The organism is Pseudomonas sp. CFBP 8758 (genome assembly GCF_014841725.1).
Classification (GTDB): domain Bacteria; phylum Pseudomonadota; class Gammaproteobacteria; order Pseudomonadales; family Pseudomonadaceae; genus Aquipseudomonas; species Aquipseudomonas baltica.
This window is the reverse complement of record NZ_JACYUK010000007.1, coordinates 241,849-259,867: the sequence shown is the minus strand read 5'-3', so window position 1 is coordinate 259,867 and position 18,019 is coordinate 241,849. Positions and strand designations below refer to the sequence as shown.

18 protein-coding genes and 1 pseudogene are annotated in these 18,019 nt (G+C 62.8%); 6 read left to right on the top strand and 13 right to left on the bottom strand.

Annotation, left to right across the window (positions count from 1 at the left end):
• Positions 1-261: 261 nt before the first annotated feature.
• From IFT75_RS17135 to IFT75_RS17115, 5 genes are all read left to right on the top strand, one after another.
• Complete coding sequence (locus IFT75_RS17135) at positions 262-2,007, top strand: glucan biosynthesis protein (RefSeq protein ID WP_122480668.1); 1,746 nt, start codon at positions 262-264, stop codon at positions 2,005-2,007.
• Positions 2,000-4,576, top strand: a complete 2,577-nt coding sequence (gene mdoH, locus IFT75_RS17130; protein WP_192055843.1) for a glucans biosynthesis glucosyltransferase MdoH — start codon at positions 2,000-2,002, stop codon at positions 4,574-4,576. The genes IFT75_RS17135 and mdoH overlap by 8 nt, the downstream gene beginning before the upstream one ends.
• Before the next feature lie 350 nt (positions 4,577-4,926).
• Complete coding sequence (locus IFT75_RS17125) at positions 4,927-5,724, top strand: transporter substrate-binding domain-containing protein (RefSeq protein WP_122480464.1); 798 nt, start codon at positions 4,927-4,929, stop codon at positions 5,722-5,724.
• A 75-nt stretch (positions 5,725-5,799) separates the two neighbouring features.
• Positions 5,800-6,762 carry an ABC transporter permease subunit gene (locus IFT75_RS17120; protein ID WP_192055841.1) on the top strand — a complete coding sequence of 321 codons (963 nt, stop codon included), beginning with the start codon at positions 5,800-5,802 and terminating at the stop codon, positions 6,760-6,762.
• A complete protein-coding gene (locus tag IFT75_RS17115; RefSeq protein ID WP_192055936.1) occupies positions 6,755-7,489 on the top strand; it encodes an ATP-binding cassette domain-containing protein in 735 nt (244 codons plus the stop codon). Before IFT75_RS17120 ends, IFT75_RS17115 begins: the two co-directional genes overlap by 8 nt.
• 127 nt (positions 7,490-7,616) lie before the next feature.
• Here the strand turns inward: IFT75_RS17115 and IFT75_RS21680 are convergent, their stop codons facing one another.
• The 11 genes and pseudogenes from IFT75_RS21680 to ubiE all read right to left on the bottom strand — a co-directional run bounded on the left by IFT75_RS21680 (position 7,617) and on the right by ubiE (position 15,697).
• Positions 7,617-8,330 carry a methyl-accepting chemotaxis protein gene (locus IFT75_RS21680; protein WP_446731081.1) on the bottom strand — a complete coding sequence of 238 codons (714 nt, stop codon included), beginning with the start codon at positions 8,328-8,330 and terminating at the stop codon, positions 7,617-7,619.
• A 141-nt stretch (positions 8,331-8,471) separates the two neighbouring features.
• Positions 8,472-9,533 (bottom strand): annotated as a pseudogene (locus IFT75_RS21675) (methyl-accepting chemotaxis protein); the annotation flags it as partial.
• A 129-nt stretch (positions 9,534-9,662) separates the two neighbouring features.
• On the bottom strand, positions 9,663-10,370 hold the full coding sequence (locus tag IFT75_RS17105) for a 16S rRNA (uracil(1498)-N(3))-methyltransferase (protein ID WP_192055837.1): 708 nt from the start codon (positions 10,368-10,370) through the stop codon (positions 9,663-9,665).
• The gene (gene tatC, locus IFT75_RS17100) at positions 10,367-11,155 is read right to left on the bottom strand and encodes a twin-arginine translocase subunit TatC (protein ID WP_122480460.1); all 789 of its coding nucleotides are present in this window, start codon (positions 11,153-11,155) and stop codon (positions 10,367-10,369) included. Before tatC ends, IFT75_RS17105 begins: the two co-directional genes overlap by 4 nt.
• The gene (tatB, locus tag IFT75_RS17095) at positions 11,152-11,628 is read right to left on the bottom strand and encodes a Sec-independent protein translocase protein TatB (RefSeq protein ID WP_192055835.1); all 477 of its coding nucleotides are present in this window, start codon (positions 11,626-11,628) and stop codon (positions 11,152-11,154) included. Before tatB ends, tatC begins: the two co-directional genes overlap by 4 nt.
• Before the next feature lie 3 nt (positions 11,629-11,631).
• On the bottom strand, positions 11,632-11,892 hold the full coding sequence (locus tag IFT75_RS17090) for a twin-arginine translocase TatA/TatE family subunit (RefSeq protein WP_122480458.1): 261 nt from the start codon (positions 11,890-11,892) through the stop codon (positions 11,632-11,634).
• Between the two features lie 25 nt (positions 11,893-11,917).
• Positions 11,918-12,253, bottom strand: coding sequence for a phosphoribosyl-ATP diphosphatase (locus tag IFT75_RS17085; protein WP_122480666.1), 336 nt, complete (start codon positions 12,251-12,253; stop codon positions 11,918-11,920).
• The gene (gene hisI, locus IFT75_RS17080; RefSeq protein ID WP_192055833.1) at positions 12,246-12,647 is read right to left on the bottom strand and encodes a phosphoribosyl-AMP cyclohydrolase; all 402 of its coding nucleotides are present in this window, start codon (positions 12,645-12,647) and stop codon (positions 12,246-12,248) included. Before hisI ends, IFT75_RS17085 begins: the two co-directional genes overlap by 8 nt.
• A gap of 52 nt (positions 12,648-12,699) precedes the next feature.
• A complete protein-coding gene (gene ubiB / locus IFT75_RS17075) occupies positions 12,700-14,307 on the bottom strand; it encodes a ubiquinone biosynthesis regulatory protein kinase UbiB (protein ID WP_122480456.1) in 1,608 nt (535 codons plus the stop codon).
• The gene (locus IFT75_RS17070; RefSeq protein ID WP_122796584.1) at positions 14,304-14,927 is read right to left on the bottom strand and encodes a ubiquinone biosynthesis accessory factor UbiJ; all 624 of its coding nucleotides are present in this window, start codon (positions 14,925-14,927) and stop codon (positions 14,304-14,306) included. The genes ubiB and IFT75_RS17070 overlap by 4 nt, the downstream gene beginning before the upstream one ends.
• Complete coding sequence (gene ubiE / locus IFT75_RS17065; RefSeq protein ID WP_043191385.1) at positions 14,927-15,697, bottom strand: bifunctional demethylmenaquinone methyltransferase/2-methoxy-6-polyprenyl-1,4-benzoquinol methylase UbiE; 771 nt, start codon at positions 15,695-15,697, stop codon at positions 14,927-14,929. Before ubiE ends, IFT75_RS17070 begins: the two co-directional genes overlap by 1 nt.
• Positions 15,698-15,826: 129 nt before the next feature.
• On the opposite strand from ubiE, the gene IFT75_RS17060 reads away from it, so the two are divergent.
• Positions 15,827-16,105, top strand: coding sequence for a polyhydroxyalkanoic acid system family protein (locus IFT75_RS17060; RefSeq protein ID WP_043191383.1), 279 nt, complete (start codon positions 15,827-15,829; stop codon positions 16,103-16,105).
• Here the strand turns inward: IFT75_RS17060 and IFT75_RS17055 are convergent.
• Together IFT75_RS17055 and hslU are read right to left on the bottom strand one after the other, a co-directional pair.
• Positions 16,102-16,479: a gamma-butyrobetaine hydroxylase-like domain-containing protein gene (locus IFT75_RS17055; RefSeq protein ID WP_192055832.1), complete on the bottom strand. Its 378-nt coding sequence runs from the start codon at positions 16,477-16,479 to the stop codon at positions 16,102-16,104. The genes IFT75_RS17060 and IFT75_RS17055 overlap by 4 nt on opposite strands.
• A 153-nt stretch (positions 16,480-16,632) precedes the next feature.
• Positions 16,633-17,970, bottom strand: coding sequence for an ATP-dependent protease ATPase subunit HslU (gene hslU, locus IFT75_RS17050; RefSeq protein ID WP_192055830.1), 1,338 nt, complete (start codon positions 17,968-17,970; stop codon positions 16,633-16,635).
• Positions 17,971-18,019: the final 49 nt, after the last annotated feature.

Sequence of the window (18,019 nt, the reverse complement as noted above, 5' to 3'; positions counted from 1 at the left end):
GGCCTATTGCTGGCGAGTTTGCAGTCGTCGTCCGTTTCTCACAGCATAAATACTTGAGCTACCCTGATGCGTTGTGACGCGACGTACTAGATAATCGCGCGCCTGGGGGCCACATTTCGCTACCCGGTATGTCCAGTTTGAAGCGTGTCCGGCTCCGCTTGGGGAATCATTGTGCCCTTTTGGAGTCGGAACAGTGCTCGCCAACCCGGCGCAAGACTGCTGGCCGTTGGTTTTTCGATATGTTTTCGGCGAGGGTTGCTCGTGATTGTTAGTCCTTTAAATGCTTCAAGAACACCCCGCACTCGGTTGCGCAATGCGATGCTGGCCGGGTCTGCACTGTTCTGCCTGTTCAGCGCCAGCCAACTCTGGGCCTTCAGCCTGGATGATGTTGCCGGACGCGCCAAGGAGCTCGCCGGTCAGAAATTCGAAACTCCGCGCAGCAATCTGCCCAAAGAGTTTCGCGACATGAAGTTTGCGGACTACCAGAAGATCCGTTTCCGCAACGAAAACGCCGAATGGGCCGACGCCAAGACCCCGTTCAAGCTGTCCTTCTATCATCAGGGCATGCACTTCGACACCCCGGTGAAGATCAACGAAGTCACCGCTACCACCGTCAACGAAATCAAGTACGACCCAGCGCGTTTCGATTTCGGCGACCTGCAGTTCGATCCCAAATCCACCGATCAGTTGGGCTACGCCGGTTTCCGCGTCTTGTTCCCGATCAACAAGGCGGACAAGCAGGACGAAATCATGACTATGCTGGGCGCGAGCTACTTCCGCGTCATCGGCAAAAATCAGGTCTACGGTCTGTCGGCCCGCGGCCTGGCCCTTGATACGGCATTGCCGTCGGGCGAAGAGTTCCCGCGGTTTCGCGAGTTCTGGGTCGAACGGCCGAACGAAGGCGACAAGCAGCTGGTGATCTTCGCCCTGCTCGATTCGCCACGCTCAACCGGTGCCTACAAATTGACCTTGCGTCCGGGCAAGGACACGACCGTCGACGTCGAGTCGCGGGTGTTCCTGCGTGACCGTGTCAGCCGCCTGGGCATTGCGCCGCTGACCAGCATGTTCCTGTTTGGCTCGAACCAGCCGTCCCGTGTGCAGAACTACCGTCACGAGTTGCACGACTCCACCGGCCTGTCCATCCATGCCGGCAACGGCGAGTGGCTGTGGCGCCCGCTGAACAATCCCAAGCACCTGGCCGTGAGCAGCTTCACCGTGGAGAACCCGCGTGGTTTCGGTCTGCTGCAGCGTGGCCGCGAGTTCTCCCGTTACGAAGACCTCGATGACCGCTATGACAAGCGTCCGAGCGCCTGGATCGAGCCCAAGGGCGATTGGGGCAAGGGTACCGTCGACCTGGTCGAAATTCCGACCGCCGACGAAACCAACGACAACATCGTGGCCTTCTGGAACCCGGAAAAGATCCCGGAGCCCGGTCAGGCGCTGGAGCACAACTACCGCCTGCACTGGACCACGGACGAAGACGAGTTTCACTCGCCCGACGTTGCCTGGGTCAATCAGACCCTGCGTTCGACCGGCGACGTGAAGCAGTCCAACCTGATCCGTCAGGCCGATGGCAGCATTGCCTTCCTGATCGACTACGAAGGTCCGGTGCTGGCCGCTTTGGCTGAAGACACCGCCGTTCGCAGTCAGGTCAGCGTCGATGACAACGCCGAGCTGGTCGAGAACAACGTCCGCTACAACCCGCTGACCAAAGGCTGGCGCCTGACCCTGCGGGTCAAGGTGAAGGATCCGAACAAGGCCGTGGAAATGCGTGCAGCGCTGGTCAAGGATCTGCCGGTGGAGCCTGTCAAGGCAGCCGAGCCGGTCGAAGACAAGGCTGCGCCCAAGCATGACAAGGCACACGGCAAGGCCGACAAGGCTGCCGAGGTTGCACAGGCTCCGGCACCCGCCGCGCCTGAAACCGCTCCTGTCACACCGACCGAACCGGTCAAGACCGAGCAGGTCCTGACTGAAACCTGGAGCTACCAGTTGCCCGCCGATGACTAATTCTCCAGCTCGGCCAGAATCGCTTGGCGAATATCTGGCTCATTTGCCCCTGGGGGACGCACAGCGCGCAGAACTTGCCGACTGCACGTCCTTCACCGAACTGCACGAGCGCCTGTCCGGGCGCCCGGCGCACGATGCCGTGCTTGGCGCACAGAACTCGGTCGAGCAGCGCCTGCGGCTGGACTCGGCTGCCGAGCTGGAAGAGGCCGAGATGCTTGGCGTCGACGCCAGCGGTCGCCTGCAGCTCAAGGCCACGCCACCGATCAACCGCACGCTGGTGATTCCCGAGCCGTGGCGCACCAACGTGCTGGTGCGGGTATGGCGCAAGCTGACCGGCAAGGCCAGCAAGCCCGAGCCCACCAGCGACAAGCGGGTGCTGCCGAAGGCACGCTGGCGCTGGGTCGGTTCGATGCGTCGCTACATTCTGCTGGTGCTGATGCTGGGCCAGACCATCGTCGCCGGCTGGTACATGAAAGGCATCATGCCGTACCAGGGCTGGGGCATGGTCGACCTCGACGAAGTGGTTCGTCAGCCGATCATGCAGACCGCTACTCAGGTTCTGCCGTACTTCCTGCAGACCAGCATCCTGATCCTTTTCGGTATCCTGTTCTGCTGGGTATCGGCGGGTTTCTGGACGGCGTTGATGGGCTTCCTCGAACTGCTTACCGGTCGCGACAAGTACCGCATCTCCGGTGCCAGCGCGGGCAACGAGCCGATCGAGGCAGGCGCGCGTACCGCGCTTGTCATGCCGATCTGCAACGAAGACGTGACACGCGTCTTCGCCGGTTTGCGCGCCACGTTCGAATCGGTCAAGGCGACTGGTGACCTGGATCGTTTCGACTTCTTCGTGCTCAGCGACACCAACGACCCCGATATCGCGGTTGCCGAGCAACAGGCGTGGTTGGAAGTGTGCCGCGAAGCCGGTGGTTTCGGGCATATCTTCTACCGTCGTCGCCGCCGTCGGGTCAAACGCAAGAGCGGCAACCTCGACGACTTCTGCCGTCGCTGGGGCAGCGAATACCGCTACATGGTGGTACTCGACGCCGACAGCGTAATGAGTGGCGAATGCCTGACCAGCCTGGTTCGCTTGATGGAAGCGACCCCAGATGCGGGCATCATCCAGACCGCGCCCAAGGCTTCGGGCATGGACACCCTGTACGCGCGCATGCAGCAGTTCGCTACCCGCGTGTACGGTCCGCTGTTCACCGCCGGCCTGCACTTCTGGCAGTTGGGCGAATCGCACTACTGGGGGCACAATGCGATCATTCGCATGAAGCCTTTCATCGAGCACTGCGCCCTGGCGCCGTTGCCGGGCAAGGGTGCGTTCGCCGGTGCGATTCTTTCTCACGACTTCGTCGAGGCTGCACTGATGCGCCGCGCCGGCTGGGGCGTGTGGATTGCCTATGATCTGCCGGGCAGCTACGAAGAACTGCCGCCCAACCTGCTCGACGAGCTCAAGCGCGATCGCCGCTGGTGCCACGGCAACCTGATGAACTTCCGGCTGTTCCTGGTCAAGGGCATGCACCCGGTTCACCGGGCGGTATTCCTCACCGGCGTGATGTCGTACCTGTCGGCACCGTTGTGGTTCTTCTTCCTGGTGCTGTCCACCGCGCTGCTGGCGGTGAATACGCTGATGGAGCCGACCTACTTCCTGGCGCCGCGGCAGCTGTACCCGCTGTGGCCGCAATGGCACCCGGACAAGGCGGTGGCGCTGTTCTCCACCACCATCGTGCTGCTGTTCCTGCCCAAGCTGCTGAGCATCATCCTGATCTGGGCCAAGGGCGCGAAAGAATACGGCGGCCGTTTCAAGGTCACCTTGTCGATGCTGCTGGAAATGCTCTTCTCGATGCTGCTGGCGCCGGTGCGCATGCTGTTCCATACCCGTTTCGTGCTCGCCGCGTTCCTGGGTTGGGCCGCGACCTGGAACTCGCCGCAGCGTGACGACGACTCCACGCCGTGGAGCGAGGCGATCAAGCGTCATGGCTCGCAGACGCTGCTGGGCGCGGCTTGGGCTGCCCTGGTGATCTGGCTGAACCCCAGCTTCCTGTGGTGGCTGACTCCGATCGTGGGTTCGCTGATGCTGTCGATCCCGGTGTCGGTGATCTCCAGCCGGACCAATCTGGGCATGCAGGCACGCGATGAGAAGTTGTTCCTGATTCCCGAGGAGTACGACACGCCACAGGAGCTGCTGTCCACCGATCGCTATACCCAGGCAAACCGTGATAACGCGCTCAAGGATGGTTTCGTGCGCGCCGTTGTCGATCCGCGTCAGAATGCCTTGGCCTACGGCCTGGGTACGGCGCGGCACGGCAAGGCTGCGCCGATCGAAAGCATGCGCGCGCAGTGGGTGCATCAGGCACTGGAGGGTGGCCCGCAGAAGCTCGACAACAGCACACGCATGTCGCTGCTCAGTGATCCGGTAGCGATCTCGCGTCTGCACGAGCATGTCTGGGCCGATCAGAACGTCGCGTGGCTGGAAGCGTGGCGTCAGTCCAAGCAGGCGGAACGGCAGTCGCCGGCTGTGCCAACGCTGGACACCACTCCGGCGGCAGGCTTGCAGAACGCCTGACCGTGTTGGCCTCATTCGCGGGCAGAGCCCGCTCCCTCAAGTAGCAAAAGCACTCCTGTGGGAGCGGGGCGGGCGGCTGAGCCCTCTGCCCGCGAATGCTGCACCTCGATATTCCTGCCATGCCCCCCAACAGCGCCATCTGGCACCCACAGGCATGCTGCAGTTCTTTGTAGGAGCGGTCAGCGGCCGCGAAGGCCGCACCACGGTTACTCCGCCATGCCCTCCAACAGTGCCACCTGGCACTCATTTCACCGCCAAACTTTGTTCAACCCCCCGTTTGAGTTAGGATCGCACCCCGAAATGGTGCGCCCAGGCTTGGCCGTGCCCGAAGTTGGCTAGGGGAATTGGTAATGAACAAGTATCTGTCGCGGCTGCTGCTCGGCGTCATGGCCATGGCGGTCGTGGGTTCGGCGCAAGCGGGCGCCATCGACGAAGCGGTCAAGCGCGGCACTTTGCGCGTGGGCATGGACCCGACCTACATGCCGTTCGAAATGACCAACAAGCGTGGCGAAATCATCGGTTTCGAAGTCGACCTGCTCAAGGCCATGGCCAAGTCCATGGGCGTCAAGCTGGAGCTGGTATCGACCAGCCTGGATGGCATCATTCCAGCGCTGATGACCGACAAGTTCGACATGATCGGCAGCGGCCTGACCCTGACCCAGGAGCGCAACCTGCGCATCAACTTCAGCGACCCGTTCATCGTCGTCGGCCAGACCCTGCTGATCCGCAAGGAATTGGCCGACAAGGTCAAGACCTACAAGGACCTGAACTCGCCGGACTACCGCATCACCTCCAAGGTCGGTACGACCGGCGAGTTCGTGGCGCGCAAGTTGATCGCCAAGGCGCAGTACCACGGCTACGACAACGAGCCTGAGGCGGTACTCGACGTGGTCAACGGCAAGGCGGATGCGTTCATCTACGATTCGCCCTACAACGTGGTGGCGGTGGACAAGGTAGGTAACGGCAAGCTGGTCTACCTCGACGAGCCTTTCACTTACGAGCCCTTGGCGTTCGGCTTGAAGAAGGGCGACTACGACAGCCTCAACTTCATCAACAACTTCCTGCGTCAGGCCCGTGAAGACGGCAGCTACGATCGTATCCACAAGAAGTGGTTCGTGAGCAAGAACTGGCTCGACGAAATGCAATGACTGCGCCTCTGGCCAGACTCTCCCTGACGCGCAGGCCTGCCCTGCGCGGCGGTCTTCTAGCGGATTGAACCCCCTGTGATCAAACACCACAAAGCTCAATGGCCCTGGCACGGGCTCACCGCGCTGGTGCTCATCGGCCTGGCTTTCAGCTTGTACGCTGCCACCTCGCGCATTTCCTATGAGTGGCATTGGAATCGAGTGCCGCAGTACTTCGTCTATCAGGCCGAGCTGCCGCAGCGCGCCGAGGGCTATGGCAGCGTCGAGCGGATCGTTCAGCAGGGTGGGCAGGCGCGGGTCACCCTGCGCGACGAAGACGGTGGCGAACAGGTGTTGCTGGTGGACAGCAGCAGTGTCGTGCTCGAAGAGGGCGATGACGTCTCCGAAGGCGACCAGATCGGCGTGACGCGCCACTGGACCGCCGGACCGATCGCCTGGGGGCTGTGGACCACGCTGTGGCTGTCGCTGGTGTCCGGCGTGGCCGGCCTGCTGCTGGGCCTGGTCACCGGGCTGTGCCGGCTGTCGAGCAACCCCACCTTGCGCCATCTGTCGACGGTGTATGTCGAGCTGGTGCGGGGTACGCCGCTGCTGGTGCAGATTTTCATCTTCTATTTCTTCATCGGTACCGTGCTCAACCTTTCGCGCGAATTCGCCGGGGTGGCGGCGCTGGCGCTGTTCACCGGTGCCTACGTGGCCGAGATCGTACGCTCGGGCGTGCAGTCCATTGCCAAGGGGCAGGGCGAGGCCGCCCGCTCCCTGGGCCTGGATGCCGGACAGTCGATGCGTCACGTCATCCTGCCGCAGGCTTTCAAGCGTGTTCTGCCACCCCTGGCCGGGCAGTTCATCAGCCTGGTCAAGGACACGTCGCTGGTGTCGGTGATCGCCATTACCGAGCTGACCAAGAGCGGTCGCGAAGCCATCACCACGTCGTTCTCGACGTTCGAGATCTGGTTCTGCGTGGCGGCCCTGTACCTGGTCATCAATCTGCCGCTGTCGTATTTCGCCAGCCGGCTCGAGCGGAGGCTTGCGCAAAGTGATTGAAGTACGCGACCTGTTGAAGGTGTTCAATACCCGTGGCCAGGTGGTGCGCGCGGTCGATCAGGTGAGCACGCAGGTGGCCAGGGGCGAGGTGCTGGTGGTGCTGGGCCCCTCGGGCTCGGGCAAGTCCACCTTCCTGCGTTGCCTCAATGGCCTTGAGGCGTTCGATGAAGGCTCGGTGAGCATCGATGGCCTGCGCCTCGACGATCCCAAAACCAACATCAATGCCTACCGGCGCGAAGTCGGCATGGTGTTCCAGCACTTCAACCTGTTTCCGCACATGACCGTGCTGGAAAACCTGTGCCTGGCGCAGAAAGTGGTGCGCAAGCGCGGCAAGGCCGAGCGCGAGGCCAAGGCACGCGCATTGCTGGCCAAGGTAGGCATCGGCGAGAAGGCCGATGCGTTTCCTTCACGGCTCTCCGGTGGCCAGCAGCAGCGCGTGGCCATTGCCCGGGCGCTGTGCATGGACCCGAAGGTCATGCTGTTCGACGAGCCGACATCGGCGCTCGATCCGGAGATGGTCGGTGAGGTGCTGGAAGTGATGAAGAACCTCGCCGAAGAAGGCATGACCATGGTGTGCGTCACCCATGAAATGGGCTTCGCCCGTGAAGTGGCGGACCGTGTGCTGTTCTTCGACCATGGCCGTTTGCTGGAAGATGCGCCCCCGGCCGAGTTCTTCGACGCACCCAAGGACCCAAGGGCACAGGCGTTTTTGCGGCAGGTGTTGTAGCCCAGGTTCCTGCGCCGATCCGCAGACCGCTTTCGCGGGCAGAGCCCCGCTCCCACAAGATCGCTGCAGGCTCCTGTGGGAGCGGGGCTCTGCCCGCGAAGAGGCCTTCAGGCTCACCCAACCAGGGTCAGACCTTGAACTGACCCACCAGCCCCTGCAGATGTGTGCCCAGACGCGCCAGCTCGATGCTTGATGCCGCCGTTTCCTCGCTCGCCGCCGATGTCTGCTCGGAAACGTCGCGCACGTTGAGCACGCTGCGGTTGATCTCTTCAGCCACCACACTCTGTTGCTCCGCCGCGGCGGCGATCTGCTGGTTCATCGCCTGGATCGTCGACACGGTACGGGTAATGTCGCTCAACGACTCACCGGCACGCCGGGCCAGTTGCACACTGCTGTCGGTCATCGCCCGGCTGCTGTCCAGTGCGCTGGAAACCTCATGGGTACCGGTCTGCAGCGAAGCGATCAATGACTGGATCTCTTCGGTCGATTGCTGAGTGCGTTGGGCCAGGCTGCGTACTTCATCGGCCACCACGGCAAAACCGCGACCTGCCTCGCCGGCACGGGCCGCCTCGATTGCCGCGTTCAGAGCCAACAGGTTGGTCTGCTGCGCCACCGACTTGATTACATCGAGCACGCCGCCGATCTTGCTGCTTTCCTGTTTCAACTGATTCATGGCCTCGCTGGAATGCAGCACCTCGGCGGCCAGTCGCTCGATCTGGCCCACGGCCTGGCTGACCACTCGATCACCTTCACGGGCCTGCTGATCGGCAGCCACGGCAGCTTCCGAGGCTTCCTCGGCGTTGCGCGCCACTTCCTGCACCGTCGCCGCCATTTCATTCATGGCCGTGGCCACCTGGTCGGTTTCGACTTTCTGCGCGTTGACCCCGGCGCTGGTCTGCTCGGTGACCGCGGAAAGCTCCTCGGCGGCACTGGCCAGCTGCGTGACGCCCTCGCTGATGCCACCCACCAGTTCCCGCAGGTTCAGGGTCATACGCTGCAGGGCCAGTTGAACCTGGCCCAGTTCGTCACGTCGGGTGATGGCGGGCGACTGCCGGAGGTCGCCGGAAGCAACGCGCTCGACACTCGCCAGGGTCTGCCGTAACGGGCCGACGATCTGCGCGGTGATCGCCCATGCCGCAGCGATACCAAGCAGTGTGGCCAGGGCGGCTGCAGTGGCCAGCCACGCCTTGGCCTGGGCCGTGTCGGCATCGCGCTTGGCCGTCTGCGAGTCGCCCAGTCGGTCGCTGAGCTCGAGCAGGGTGGTGCCCAATGCCGTCATCTTGTCGATGCTCTGCAGTGTGGCCTGCTGGTTTTCGCTGAATTGCGCCACCGCCGCGCGATAGGCACGCAGGGAATCGCCGGCCTGCTGCAAGCGGCCGGTGAATTCGCCGGAAACGCTGGCCCCCGCAGCCGCGACCGATGCGATGGCCTGGTCGATGGCCGCCAGCGCCGGCTGGCGTGCTTCGTCCTTGGCGCTATAGGTGTAGCCACGCACTTGAAAGCGCGCCTGCTGGATCAGACGGCTGGTTTCCACCAGGGTGCTGTAGGCCGTCAGCTCGCTTTGGCTCAGCAGCGCTGCCTGCGCCTGATTGACTTCGGCCACGGCGCGGTCGGCGGTACTGCCCAGTTGGCTGCGGGCTGCCTCGCGACCCTGGATCGACGCCAGCGATGCGGTGAATTCCCGGCGATAGGCTTGGGTGGTGGCTATTTCCTGCTCGACGAGCGCGATGTCTTCGGGCTGCACCAGAGTGTGCTGGGCGGCCGCAAGATCGGTGTCGAGCTGGTCGAGAAGACGGGTGACATTGTCGGCACCGGAACTGCCTTTCTGCAGTTCGAACGACTGAGCGGCAATGCGCAGGTCACGCATGCGGTCGTCGAGTATGGAAATACTGGTGATCTTGTCGGCGCGCTCGATCAAGCGGGTCAGGCCAGACCAGCCCGTGGCGGCAATCAAAAGAGTAAGCAGTAGCACCACACCGAAACCAATCCCCAGTTTCAGGTTGACGCTCAGATTGCCCAGGTAGCGGGCAAAGGTGTTGGACATGATGAAGCTCCCTGACAGGCCGACAGCATGATTGTCGGCAGTTCAGGGGCATCGGCAGGTGTCGCCGAAACTCGATGGTGGCTAAGTGACGTGACCCACCGGGAATCGTCAAGCCTGGACGACGGTGGGTCAGAACAGCCGCGCCAGCAGCACCGCCACGGCGGTTTCCACCCGCAGGATACGTTCGCCCAGCTGCACTGGCTGCAAACCTGCAAGGCCCAGCAGGTCGACCTCGTAGGGAATCCAGCCCCCTTCCGGGCCGATGGCCAGGGTCACTGGCTGCTCCGTATGACGCGGGCAGGGCGGGTAGTCGCCCGGATGCCCGACCAGCCCCAAGGTGCCGGCGCTCATAGCAGGCAGGCGATCCTCGACGAAGGGCTTGAAACGCTTTTCGATCAGCACTTCGGGGAGCTGGGTATCGCGTGCCTGTTCCAGGCCCAGAATGAGCTGCTCGCGAATGGCAGCCGGCTCGAGAAAAGGGGTTTGCCAGAAACTTTTCTCGACCCGATAGCTGTTCACCAGGACCAGCTTGGCCACCCCCATGGTGGCAATGGTCTGGAACACTCGGCGAAGCATTTTCGGGCGGGGCAGCGCAAGGACCAGTGTCAGCGGCAGTTTCGCCGGTGGCGGTTGGTCGAGCACCACGGCAAGTTCGGCCTCGTGATCTTCCAACCTTGTGACCTGGGCACGCCCCATCAAGCCATCGACCTTGCCCACCCGCAGGCTGTCGCCCAGCTCGACACGGTGCACGGCCTGCATGTGGGTGAAGCGTCGATCACGCAGCACTACCTTGTCCGGCGCGGTGAAGTCGGCCGTTTCTAGCAGCAGCAGGTTCATGCCTGAGTCGCAGGCGGCTGGCCGTTGCGGTCATCGTCCTCGGTTGGTTCGTCACCGCGCTTGCGGATCAGGGCACCGAACAGGATGCCGATCTCGAACAGCAACCACATCGGCACGGCCAGCAGTGTCTGCGAGAAGATGTCCGGCGGGGTCAGAATCATGCCGACCACGAAGCAGCCGATGATCACGTACGGGCGGATCTTGCGCAGGTACTTGACGTCGACCACGCCGATCCACACCAGCAGTACCACGGCCACCGGAATCTCGAACGCCACGCCGAAAGCGAAGAACAGCGTCATGACGAAATCGAGGTAACTGGCGATGTCGGTGGCCATGGTCACGCCCACGGGCGTGGCACTGGCGAAGAACTTGAAGACCAGCGGAAACACCAGAAAGTAGGCGAAGGCCATCCCGGCATAGAACAGGAAGATGCTCGACACCAGCAATGGTATGGCAATGCGTTTTTCGTGCTTGTACAGGCCCGGTGCGATGAAGCCCCAGACCTGGTGCAGGATGATCGGCACGGCCAGGAACAGCGAGACCATCATGGTCAGCTTGAATGGCGTGAGAAACGGCGAGGCCACGTCGGTGGCGATCATCGTTGCACCTTCAGGCAGGTACTCGCGCAGCGGCGCCGACACCAGGGTGTAGATCTGTTGGGCGAAGGAAAACAGCCCGGCGAAGACCAGGAAAATCACGGCAACGCAACGCAGCAGGCGCGTGCGCAATTCGGTCAAGTGCGAGACCAGCGGCATGGGCTGGTCGTTTTCCGGAATTTCGCTCATGGGGCCCGCGGTGGCTGTGTAGATTCATTGGAGGATACGGGTATCGCAACAGCCTGGGCGCTGCTCGTGTCACGGTCAACCACAGCCGGTGTCTGCGTGGCAGTGGGCACCGTGGTAGGCGTGACGTCGGTGCTCACCGCATCACGATCAAGCACCGGTTGCGCCTGGGCGCCGGGTGGAATCGGATCGGCCAGCGGTGCGGGCGGCTCGCTCGGACGCGCAGCGCGCTGCGGATCGAGGATCTTGCGCGCCTGCTCCTCGAGCGAAAGCACGTGCTCGTTGTGCAGTTGGCGACGGATTTCGTCGGCGCCTATCTCGCGTTCCACTTCGGTCTTGATCGCGTTGAAGCTGCGTTTCAGGCGCCCGATCCACAACCCTGCGGTGCGCGCGGCACCGGGCAGTCGCTCAGGGCCTAGCACCAACAGGGCGATGAGGCCCACGAGCATGAGTTCGCTGAAGCTGATACCGAACATTGATCAGTCTTTCCTGATGGGTTCTTCGACCTTCTGATGCTGGCCGTCGAGGGTATGCGGCGGAGTCAGCGGCGAGCTGGCCTGCGGGTGGACCGGCTGTGTCGGCTGCTCGGCACCCGGTTTGTCGTCGTCGTTCATGGCTTTGCGAAAGCCCTTGATCGATTCACCGACGTCGGTGCCCAGGTTCTTGAGTTTCTTGGTGCCGAAGACCAGTACCACAACAATCAGGATGACGATCCAGTGTTTCCAATCAAACAGACCCATGATTCAACTCCTCCAAAAAGACATTTCAGGCTGACGGCAGGCGGGCGGCTTTCTCATCGTGACCGGACAGGCCGAATCGGCGATCCAGTTCATCGAGTACAGCCTGTGGGTGTTGGCCGAGTTGTGCAAGCATGACCAGGCTATGGAACCACAGATCGGCGGTTTCGTAGATGACATCGCTGCAGTCGCCGCTGTGGGCGGCATCCTTGGCGGCAATGATGGTCTCGATCGATTCTTCGCCGAGCTTTTCCAGAATCTTGTTCAATCCCTTGGCGTAAAGGCTGGCGACATACGAGCTGTCGGCGCTGGCGCCCTTGCGTTCTTCGAGCACCGCAGCGACGCGGTCCAGAGTGTCATTCATGGCCATGGCCTGCGGAATAGATGGCGGCGGGATTTTTCAGGACCGGGTCGACGACGGTCCATTGGCCGTTCTCGAAGACCCGATAGAAGCAGCTTTGGCGGCCAGTGTGACAGGCGATGTCACCGACCTGCTCGACGCTGAGCACGACCACGTCGGCGTCGCAGTCCAGGCGCAGCTCGTGCAGTTTCTGCACGTGGCCGGATTCCTCGCCCTTGCGCCACAGCTTGCCACGCGACCGGGACCAGTAGATCGCCCGGTTTTCGGTAGCGGTCAATGCCAGTGCCTCGCGGTTCATCCAGGCCATCATGAGGATGCGCCCGGTGTGGTGATCCTGGGCAATCGCCGGCACCAGGCCGTCACGGTCCCATTTGATCTCGTCCAGCCAGTCTTTCATGTGCGACTCCGACAACAGAGAGGGCTAGTGTGCCAGCCGATGGCGCGACTGGCTATCGGCGCACGACCAGGTACAAGCCCGATGCCAGCATCAACCAGGCGGGCCATGCCTGGACGCTGTCCAGGGCTATGCCGGAGACGGCGGTGACCGTTCCACCCACCAGCAAGGCGCCGCCGAGCAGCCGCAGGGCCCAGCGATCGTGGCGTTGCTCCCAGGGCGGCGGTGGATCCTTGCGATGAGGCTGAGACATTCGTTCGAGCAGATCGCGGGTCATGTTGGCCAGGTGAGGCAATTGCTCGACCTGCGATTGAACATTCTGAAACAAAGATTTCGGGCTGACCCGCTGGCGCATCCAGCGTTCCAGGAACGGCTGGGCGGTGCTCCACAGGTCGAGGTCCGGGTACAGCTGTCGACCCAGGCCTTCGATGTTGAGCAGGGTTTTCTGCAGCAGCACCAGTTGCGGCTGGACTTCCATGTTGAAGCGTCGTGCGGTCTGGAACAGGCGCATGAGCACCTGGCCGAAGGAGATGTCCTTCAGTGGCTTCTCGAAGATCGGCTCGCAGACGGTGCGGATCGCCGCTTCGAATTCGTTGAGCTTGGTTTCGGCTGGTACCCAGCCCGAATCGATGTGCAGCTGCGCCACGCGGCGGTAGTCGCGCTTGAAGAAGGCGAACAGGTTGCGCGCCAGGTAATCCTGATCTTCGGGGGTCAGGCTGCCGACGATGCCGCAGTCGATGGCGATATAGCGCGGGCTCCACGGTGCCACGGTGCTGACGAAGATGTTGCCGGGGTGCATGTCGGCATGGAAGAAACTGTCGCGAAACACTTGAGTGAAGAAAATCTCGACGCCGCGCTCGGCCAGTAGCTTCATGTCGGTGCGCTGGTCGGCCAGGGCAGCCATGTCGGTGACCTGCACGCCGTAGATGCGCTCCATCACCAAGACCTTCGGCCGGCACCAGTCCCAGTAGACCTGAGGCACGTAGAGCAGGTCGGAGTCTTCGAAATTGCGCCGCAGCTGGCTGGAGTTGGCCGCTTCGCGCAACAGGTCGAGCTCGTCGTAGATGGTACGTTCGTAGTCGGCGACCACGTCGACCGGGTGCAGCAGGCGCGCGTCGGCGGACAGCCGCTCGGCCTGGCGGGCGAGCAGGAACAGCCAGGCCAGATCCTGGCTGATGACCGACTTGAGCCCCGGGCGAACGACCTTGACCACCACCTCTTCACCGGTCTTGAGCCGAGCGGCGTGAACCTGGGCCACCGAGGCCGACGCCAATGGCTCGACGTCGAAGCGACTGAACACGTCGGTGATCTTCGCACCCAGTTGCTGCTCGATGAGGGCCATGGCCTGCTTGGGGTCGAACGGCGGCACCCGGTCCTGCAGCAGCATCAGCTCATCGGCGATGTCTTCGGGCAGCAGGTCGCGGCGGGTGGAAAGGATCTGCCCGAACTTGATGAAGATCGGCCCCAGGTCCTGCAAGGCCAGGCGCAGGCGCGCGCCACGGTTGAGTTCCTGGCGGCTGCGCGGCAGCCAGCGCCAAGGCATGGCGAAACGGGTGATTTTCAGCCACCACGGCAGTGGCAGGGCGAACATCAGGTCATCGAGGCGGTAACGAATGATGACGCGCTGGATGCGCAACAGACGGCGGACGGCAAGCAGCTTCATGCGTTATCGCTGGAATTGTGGGATCGGGCGAGGCGCTCAATACGCGCCTCGAGGCGTTCGACGTCGACTTTCAAAGCATCCAGCTCACTGAAACGGGCCTGGGCTTCCTGCTCGCCCACCAATGTACGCGCTTCCTCGGCCAGGTATTCGCCCAGGTTCTGCGTCGCCGTGGCCAGGCTCTGACGGGTCCAGCCCGTGCGGCTGCGCAAATGCCCGGCCAACAAGGCGGTGGGCACCGGACCCAGCCAGCGTGAGACTTCGTATTCCCAGTCCAGTTCAAGGTCCTGCAGCACCTTGACCAGGTCCAGCAGCGCGGCGCTGTCGCCGTCCAGATCGACCTGCGGGCTGTGCAGCACCGCGGTCTTGTCCTTGCGCAGTGCCAGCTGCACCAGGCTGGCAGCCGGCGCGCGCAACGTGCAGTCGGGCGGCGTGGCCCACTGCTGGGCCAGCATCAGGCCATTGGCACTGGGCAGTATGTACAGGGTAAACGAGGGCTGGCGGCCCTGGATGGCAATCACCTTGCCGTGCAGGTGCGCCAGGCGCGGCAACGCCGTGGCGTCCAGGCGCAGCACACGGTTCAGACCGTGTTCGACACTGGCGATCAGGCCACCGAGCAGCATCAGGGCTTGATCCCGCGGTGCAGGGCAACGATGCCACTGGTCATGTTGTGGTACGTGACGCGGTCGAAACCGGCCTGCACCATCATGGCCTTGAGGGTTTCCTGATCGGGATGCATGCGGATCGATTCGGCCAGGTAACGGTAGCTTTCCGAATCGTTGGTGATCAGCTTGCCGGCCAGCGGCATGAACGCGAATGAATAGGCGTCGTAGACCTTGGACATCAGCTTGTTGGTAGGCTTGGAAAACTCCAGCACCAGCAGGCGCCCGCCTGGCTTGAGCACGCGCAGCATGGAAGCGATGGCCGCTTCCTTGTGGGTGACGTTGCGCAGGCCGAAGGCGATGGTCACGCAGTCGAAGTGATTGTCGGGGAACGGCAGCTTTTCCGCATCGGCCTGGACGAATTCGATGTTGCCGGCCACGCCGCGGTCGAGCAGCCGGTCGCGACCGACCTTGAGCATCGAGGCGTTGATGTCGGCGAGCACCACTTGGCCGGTAGGCCCTACCAGGTCGGAGAACTTGCGTGCCAGATCGCCCGTGCCGCCGGCGATGTCGAGCACCCGGTTACCCACGCGCACGCCCGAGAGCTCGATGGTGAAGCGCTTCCACAGCCGATGCATGCCGCCGGACAGCACGTCGTTCATCAAGTCGTACTTGGCCGCTACCGAGTGGAACACCTCGGCGACCTTTTCGGCCTTCTGGCTTTCCGGTACGTGCTTGTAGCCGAAGTGAGTGGTGGGTTCGGCATCGCCGCCTTTGCGCTGATCATTCATATCGCTGTCACCAGGAAAAATTACGCACCATTCTAAGCCGCACAAGGGCGCTTTGTCTTGGCACGATGGATTGCCGGGGCAACCGGGTTAAACTGTGCGCCATTGACCCCTTACCTGTTGGAATCTCCGATGACCCAGATCAACGTCGAACGCAAACACAATCTGGGCCGCGACGCGGCGCGGCAGAAAGCTGAAGTGGTGGTCCAGAAGCTGATCGACCGCTATGACGTGCAGGCTACCTGGCAAGGCGACACGGTGGCGGTCAAGCGCAGCGGTGCACAGGGCACCGTGCAGATCGACGACGAAGCGATTCGAATCGATCTGAAGCTGGGCATGATGCTGGCGATGATGAGCGGCACCATCCAGAGCGAGATCGAAAAGGCTCTGGACAAGGCCCTGGCGGCTTAAAGCATCAACCTGACCACGGATTCGGCGGGGTCGCGGGATTTGCCGGCCGCGCGCAATTGTTCCAGGTAGTCGGCCCAGAGCTGCTCCTGGCGCAGCGCCAACTGGTACAGGTAGTCCCAGGTGAACAGGCCGCTGTCGTGGCCGTCGTCGAAGGTCAGTTTCAAGGCGTACTGGCCAGCCGCTTCGACCTTGGTCAGGCCGACCCCCAGTTTACCCACCTGCAGAATTGGCTTGCCGTGGCCCTGGACCTCGGCGGACGGCGAGTGCACGCGCAGGAACTCGGCCGCAAGGTGGAACACCTCGTCGGGGCCATAGGTCAGGCTCAAAGTCTTGGAGGCCTTGTGCAGATTGATGGCGCTGGGGATTCGGGTCATGGTGGGTCTCGAAGTCGCGCGGTGTCTGTTTCGCGGCCACGGACCGCTCCTGCGAACCCGGCCTGTGGGAACGATCATTGACGTCGCCCGCGAGCCGCGTTCCGTAGGCGCGGTCAGCGGCCGCGAAGGCCGCATCGCGCATGACAGGCCGTCTTACAGAATGTAGCGCGACAGGTCTTCGTTCTGCGCCAGCTCACCCAGGTGGCTGTTCACGTACTCGGCATCGATCTGGATCGGCGCCTCGCTGTGCGCAGCGGCCATGTCGCCGGCGCTGAACGAGACTTCCTCCAGCAACCGCTCGAGCAACGTGTGCAGGCGGCGCGCACCGATGTTCTCGGTCTTCTCGTTGACCTGCCAGGCGATCTCGGCCAAACGCTTGATCCCTTCGGGCACGAACTCGATGTTCAAGCCTTCGGTCTTGAGCAACTCGCGATACTGCTCGGTCAGCGAGGCATGTGGCTCGCTGAGGATGCGCTCGAAGTCCTGCGGGCTCAACGCCTTGAGTTCGACGCGAATCGGCAGACGACCCTGCAGTTCGGGAACCAGATCGCTCGGCTTGCTCAGGTGGAACGCACCCGAAGCAATGAACAGGATGTGGTCGGTCTTGACCATGCCCAGCTTGGTGTTGACCGTGCAGCCTTCGATCAACGGCAGCAGGTCGCGTTGCACGCCTTCACGGGACACGTCGGCACCGCCCACATTGCCGCGCTTGGCCACCTTGTCGATTTCATCGATGAAGACGATACCGTGCTGCTCGACGGCTTCCAGTGCCTTGGCCTTGAGCTCTTCCTCGTTGACCAGGCGGCCGGCTTCTTCGTCGCGGACCATTTTCAGCGCGTCCTTGACCTTGAGCTTGCGGCTCTTCTTCTTGCCCTTGCCCATGTTGGCGAACAGGCTCTGCAGCTGGTTGGTCATTTCTTCCATGCCGGGAGGCGCGGAGATGTCCACGCCACCCATCTGCTCGGCCAGCTCGATCTCGACTTCCTTGTCGTCCAGCTGGCCTTCGCGCAGGCGCTTGCGGAACAGCTGACGGGTGTTCGAATCGTTGCTCACCGGCTCTTCGTTGAAGCCTGCACGGGCGGCGGGCAACAGCGCATCGAGAATGCGCTCTTCGGCCGCATCCTCGGCGCGGTGGCGAACCTTGACCATTTCCTGCTCGCGCAGCAGCTTAATGGCCGCATCGGCCAGGTCGCGGATGATCGATTCGACATCGCGGCCGACATAGCCGACCTCGGTGAACTTGGTCGCTTCGACCTTGATGAACGGTGCATTGGCGAGCTTGGCCAGGCGCCGCGCGATTTCGGTCTTGCCGACGCCGGTAGGGCCGATCATCAGGATGTTCTTGGGCGTCACTTCGACGCGCAGTTCTTCGGGCAGCTGCATGCGCCGCCAGCGGTTGCGCAGGGCAATGGCGACAGCGCGCTTGGCATCGTCCTGGCCGATGATGTGGCGATTGAGTTCGTGGACGATTTCGCGGGGGGTCATGGACATGGTGTGTTCCGGACTCGGAGGTTCAGGCAGGGAAGGGGTGAAGGCTTGC

Coding starts and splice junctions, on each gene's coding strand:
- IFT75_RS17070 (WP_122796584.1), bottom strand. CDS start 14,927: ATGCTGCTCGGTGGCCTGATCGCCAGTGTCGAACACGGTCTGAACCGT.
- IFT75_RS21680 (WP_446731081.1), bottom strand. CDS start 8,330: ATGAATGAAATGGCGGCGACGGTGCAGGAAGTGGCGCGCAACGCCGAG.
- IFT75_RS17055 (WP_192055832.1), bottom strand. CDS start 16,479: ATGACCCGAATCCCCAGCGCCATCAATCTGCACAAGGCCTCCAAGACT.
- hslU (WP_192055830.1), bottom strand. CDS start 17,970: ATGTCCATGACCCCCCGCGAAATCGTCCACGAACTCAATCGCCACATC.
- ubiE (WP_043191385.1), bottom strand. CDS start 15,697: ATGAATGATCAGCGCAAAGGCGGCGATGCCGAACCCACCACTCACTTC.
- IFT75_RS17060 (WP_043191383.1), top strand. CDS start 15,827: ATGACCCAGATCAACGTCGAACGCAAACACAATCTGGGCCGCGACGCG.
- hisI (WP_192055833.1), bottom strand. CDS start 12,647: ATGAAAGACTGGCTGGACGAGATCAAATGGGACCGTGACGGCCTGGTG.
- IFT75_RS17085 (WP_122480666.1), bottom strand. CDS start 12,253: ATGAATGACACTCTGGACCGCGTCGCTGCGGTGCTCGAAGAACGCAAG.
- tatB (WP_192055835.1), bottom strand. CDS start 11,628: ATGTTCGGTATCAGCTTCAGCGAACTCATGCTCGTGGGCCTCATCGCC.
- IFT75_RS17105 (WP_192055837.1), bottom strand. CDS start 10,370: ATGAACCTGCTGCTGCTAGAAACGGCCGACTTCACCGCGCCGGACAAG.
- ubiB (WP_122480456.1), bottom strand. CDS start 14,307: ATGAAGCTGCTTGCCGTCCGCCGTCTGTTGCGCATCCAGCGCGTCATC.
- IFT75_RS17125 (WP_122480464.1), top strand. CDS start 4,927: ATGAACAAGTATCTGTCGCGGCTGCTGCTCGGCGTCATGGCCATGGCG.
- IFT75_RS17090 (WP_122480458.1), bottom strand. CDS start 11,892: ATGGGTCTGTTTGATTGGAAACACTGGATCGTCATCCTGATTGTTGTG.
- tatC (WP_122480460.1), bottom strand. CDS start 11,155: ATGAGCGAAATTCCGGAAAACGACCAGCCCATGCCGCTGGTCTCGCAC.
- mdoH (WP_192055843.1), top strand. CDS start 2,000: ATGACTAATTCTCCAGCTCGGCCAGAATCGCTTGGCGAATATCTGGCT.